At 46.9% G+C, this 350-nt stretch carries 1 protein-coding gene; it reads right to left on the bottom strand.

Translation table 11 applies throughout. The features are described from left to right. On the bottom strand, positions 1 to 350 hold a 350-nt coding region (locus tag QMG93_RS35070; protein ID WP_281944533.1), incomplete at both ends, for a hypothetical protein.

Below are 350 nucleotides of genomic sequence, written 5' to 3' on the forward strand. Positions count from 1 at the left end.
CCGCTTGTCCCTGTCTTTACCTCGAAACTGGCGTTTGCAAGCATATTGCCATCAGGATCATATCGCAGGCTTGTCTGATCAAAATAGACCGTACCCGAGCCATTATTATCCGTTCCCATCAACACGAGCCATACGCGTGCGTATGTTGCATTTGCAGGAGCTTGACCCGTAACGGAAAGGGTCAAAAACCCGCCGCCCGTAGTTGTATTCTGGGAAGTCTCATAATGGGCTCCTGTAAATCGATATTGTTCATCAAGATAATCTACGGTCAGATTTACTTTTGCATTCGACAAGCTCTCTACAAAAATACGACTGCTTGCCGTATACGTCTTTCCCGGCTCTATCTTCGT

Source organism: Paenibacillus tyrphae (genome assembly GCF_027925525.1).
GTDB classification, from domain to species: domain Bacteria; phylum Bacillota; class Bacilli; order Paenibacillales; family NBRC-103111; genus Paenibacillus_G; species Paenibacillus_G tyrfis_B.